Raw genomic sequence first — 3,708 nt, forward strand, 5'->3', positions numbered from 1 at the left:
CGTCAGGGAAGTCGTTTGAGATTTCGAAGGGAGAAGTCTGGGATGCGTACCTGAAGGTGAAGGAAAATCAGGGTTCTGCAGGGGCGGACGGCTGCACGATTGAAGAGTTCGAGAAGGACTTGCAGGGCAATCTCTACAAGATCTGGAACCGAATGTCTTCGGGCAGCTACTTTCCGCCTCCTGTGAAAGGCGTGGAGATTCCCAAACCACATGGCAAGGGGGTCCGTCTCCTTGGCGTGCCGACCGTGTCGGACAGGATCGCTCAAAGGGTGGTGGCCGCTCACATGGAGAAGCGGGTGGAGCCAGTGTTCCATCCTGACTCCTACGGTTACCGGGTCTTCGAATTTAGTGGGGGCGCGCCTCCCGTCGGCTCCGCCGAGTGGTTGCACAGCGTGAGCGCAGGCGTTGGTTGGCTCGGTCCCTGAAGGCGAAGGCGTTGCGTGCTTCGAGCTTGATGAGGCGGTTGTTGCCTTCGGAGGCGGCGTTGGTGATGCCGGTGGTCAGGTAGGTCTCGATGCCGTCCCACCACTGCTCGACGGTTTCGGCCAGAACGAGGAGTTCGGGGAGGTGGGCATGGTCGGCGACGTGGGCGAGGAAGCGGTGGCGGGCGGCGGAGATCGCGGAGCGATCGGGGGTGACGTGGGTGCGGCTGACCGCCAGGCCGAGGAGGTCACGCAGGAGTTCCTTGGCCTGCCAGGCTGCGTGGATCTGCCGGCCGTAGGTGCCCATGTACTCCAACTCCGCCTTGAGGAGTCTGCGTTGCTCCTCGGTGAGGTCCTCTTTGTTGCGGCGCAGGAGTTTGCGGACGGTGTAGATGCCGTCGCCCTTGCGGGCCCGGCGGCCGTGCTGCTTCCAGGTGAGGCGTCGGCGCAGGTCGGCGAGGTGGCGCTGGGCGAGTTGCACGATGTGGAAGCAGTCGACGACCACGGCTGCGTGCGGCAGGGCGCGGGTCACGGCGGCGCGGAAGGTGGAGCACAGGTCGATGGCGACGTGGCGGACCTGTTCACGCCAGGTGGCGGGCTGGGAGGTGAGCCAGTCGGCGACCGATGCCGCGTTGCGGCCCTCGACCTGGCCGAACAGCCCTTGTCCGCTGATCGCGTCGACGAAGCCGATGTGCCAGGCGTCCGCGACGAGTTCCCACTTGCCGGTGGCGGGGTTCTGCTTCCACACCGGTTTGCCCCGCCGGGTCTCGTCGATCCCGATCGCCGAGGTGGTCGGCGGGTTTGCGGGCAGGACTTCCGCGGCGTAGTTCTCGAAGCATCGCTGCACGATGGGCCAGCTCAGGCGCAGGTCGCGGCCGGCCTGCACGACGGTGCGGGAGCCGTCGCAGACCGCGGCCCCCGCCGCCCGGCGGAGGGCTGTGGTGGTCCGCATCCCGGCGGGGACCGCGCGGATCGCCTCGGTGAACGAGCCGCGTGGGCAGGCGGGTTCGGTGCAGCGCCAGCGAGCTTTGTGCCACTGGATGCTCACCGGGCGCCCACCGCAGGGCAGGTGCCTGGGCCGGGTGGTGCGGTAGTCCTTCAGCCGGGTGGCGAAGACCCCGCACGAGGGGCAGGCCCGGGCGGAGTCCTCGGCCGTGACGACGTACACCGTCGAGCCGCCCGATCCGTCGTCCTTGACCTTGATCACACTCACCCCCTCCAGCCCCAGAAGTCGCGTTGCCGCCTCGTTGGTCCCGGTATCGTCGATGTTCAAGCCCGTGGGGTTTCATGATCGGTTGCGTAGAGAACAACCATGATCACGAAGGCCCGCGGGCTCCTTGCGTCGGGGGTACCGCCACCCTCCCGCCACCTCACACAGCGTGACCGGCGAGCCCGCTCGTTACCGCCGCACCCCCATCAAGTTCGAAGACCCTGTTTTCCGGGGCTACCCCTCGGCCGTGGCGGCCTCGGCGGTCTGCCCGGCCACCCGCGCCTTGCGCGTGCTCCGGATCACGAGCGCGGTGAGGAAACCGGCGAGCAGACCCCAGAAAGCGGAGCCGATCCCCAGTAGCGTCACCCCGGACGCGGTCGCCAGGAAGGTGACCGCGGCCGACTCCCGCCACTCCTCGTCGGCGAGCGCCGACGACAGGGAGTTGATGATGGTGTTGAGTAGCCCGAGGCCGGCGATCCCGGCGATCAGGGACTTCGGCAGGGCGATGAGCAGCGATCCGACGGTGCCGCCGAACACACCGATGCACAGGTAGAACACCCCGGCCCACACGCCCGCGAGAAAGCGCCTGTCGCGGTTCTCGTGCGCCTGGGGGCCGGTGCAGATCGCCGCGGTGATGGCCGCAAGATTGAGTCCGAAGCAACCGAACGGGGCGAGCAGCAGGTTGATCGCGCCGGTCCAGCCGACCAATGGGGAAACGGGTACCTGGTAGCCGTCGTTGCGCAACACCGCCACGCCAGCCAGATTCTGCGACGCCATGGTCACCACAAACAGCGGCAGTCCGGCACCGATGATCACCTGCCAGGAGAATTCGGGCGCGGTGAAGATCGGTGCGGCGATCGCTAGATCCACATTTCCCAGATGGACCGAACCGGACACCGAGGCCGCGACGGCGCCCGTGACCAGGGCGGCGACGACCGCGTACCTCGGCAGCCACCGGCGGCACACCAGATACACGGCGAACATGGGAAACACCGTGCCGAAGCTGTCGCGCATCGCGCTGAACAGCCCGGTGCCGAACCTGACGAGAATCCCGGCGAGCAGGCCCGCCGTGAGTGCCACCGGTATGCGGTCCATGACGCGCGCGAACCAGCCGGTGAGCCCGCTGATCGTGATCAGCGCCGCGGACACCAGGAAGGCGCCGACGGCCTGCGCCATGGTGGCGCCGAGCAGGCCGGTGGCCAGCACGGCGGCGCCCGGCGTGGACCACGCCGTGACCACAGGTGTACGAAAACGTAAGGACAGCCCTATGCTCGTGGCGCTCAGGCCGACACCCAGCGCGAGCATCCACGAGGCCAGTTCACCGGCCGACGCGCCTGCGGCCTTCGCAGCGGTGAAGACGACGGCCGCGGAACTGGCTGTGCCAACCAGCACGGCGATCAGGCCGGCGACGACGGCTGAGGGGGGTGCCGTTTGCCGCGTTAAGTGAGACAGCGACTTCATAAGTCCGTGATCATACTGGAGCCGGTGTCCACCTCGGCCGCGTCACCGGATCCGGGCTCGGCGAAGCCACTGAGTGCCGACCGGGGCACTCCCCAGCCTTCTCCCCACCTGCGTACTTCCCGCCTCACGTTACGGATGCCGAGAATGCCCGAACAGTCGCTGTATCTCCGCGGTCTCGCCTACACCGTGGGCGACGCCGTGCCACTCGCCGACATCGAGCCTGCGTTCCGCGTAATTCAGCGGCATAGAGTCACGAATCTGTGGTCTGACCTGCGCGGACATGGGTGAGGGCGCCTGAGAGGCGTTTCTCTAGGCGCTGGTGTTCGTGCTGGTCAGCGGGGTGTGGGTTCGAGGGCGATGATCTGCTTCGGTGCGGGGATGCCGAGCTTGGCCAGGAGGTCGGTCTGGGGCTTGGTGAGGGTGGTGACCTGCCGGAACAGGCCGGTGGGGCCGGTGAAGGTGCCGAGGTGGAGCCGGTCGAGCTCTCGGCGGACGGTCGTCCAGGTCGCACCGGTGGTGGTCTCTGTGATGCGGATCAGCAGCAGAGCGAGCCAGCAGAGGATGACGTGTGCGCGTATGCGTTCCTCGAGCCGGTGATAGACGGGCCGCAGGTCG

The 3,708-nt window shown here is 67.6% G+C and carries 2 protein-coding genes and 2 pseudogenes; 1 reads left to right on the forward strand and 3 read right to left on the reverse strand.

The window, feature by feature from the left end:
- A pseudogene (locus B9S61_RS41765) lies at positions 1-425 on the forward strand (hypothetical protein); the annotation flags it as partial.
- Here B9S61_RS41765 and B9S61_RS30355 read toward each other — a convergent pair.
- The 3 genes and pseudogenes from B9S61_RS30355 to B9S61_RS30365 form a co-directional block, all read right to left on the reverse strand.
- Positions 346-1,695 carry an ISL3 family transposase gene (locus tag B9S61_RS30355; RefSeq protein ID WP_219819979.1) on the reverse strand — a complete coding sequence of 450 codons (1,350 nt, stop codon included), beginning with the start codon at positions 1,693-1,695 and terminating at the stop codon, positions 346-348. The pseudogene B9S61_RS41765 and the gene B9S61_RS30355 sit on opposite strands and share 80 nt — an antisense overlap.
- Positions 1,696-1,866: 171 nt before the next feature.
- Positions 1,867-3,093, reverse strand: a complete 1,227-nt coding sequence (locus B9S61_RS30360) for a benzoate/H(+) symporter BenE family transporter (RefSeq protein WP_103545100.1) — start codon at positions 3,091-3,093, stop codon at positions 1,867-1,869.
- A 332-nt stretch (positions 3,094-3,425) separates the two neighbouring features.
- Positions 3,426-3,708, reverse strand: a pseudogene (locus B9S61_RS30365) (transposase); the annotation flags it as partial.

The organism is Streptomyces sp. SM1, assembly GCF_002910825.1.
Taxonomy (GTDB): domain Bacteria; phylum Actinomycetota; class Actinomycetes; order Streptomycetales; family Streptomycetaceae; genus Streptomyces; species Streptomyces okerensis.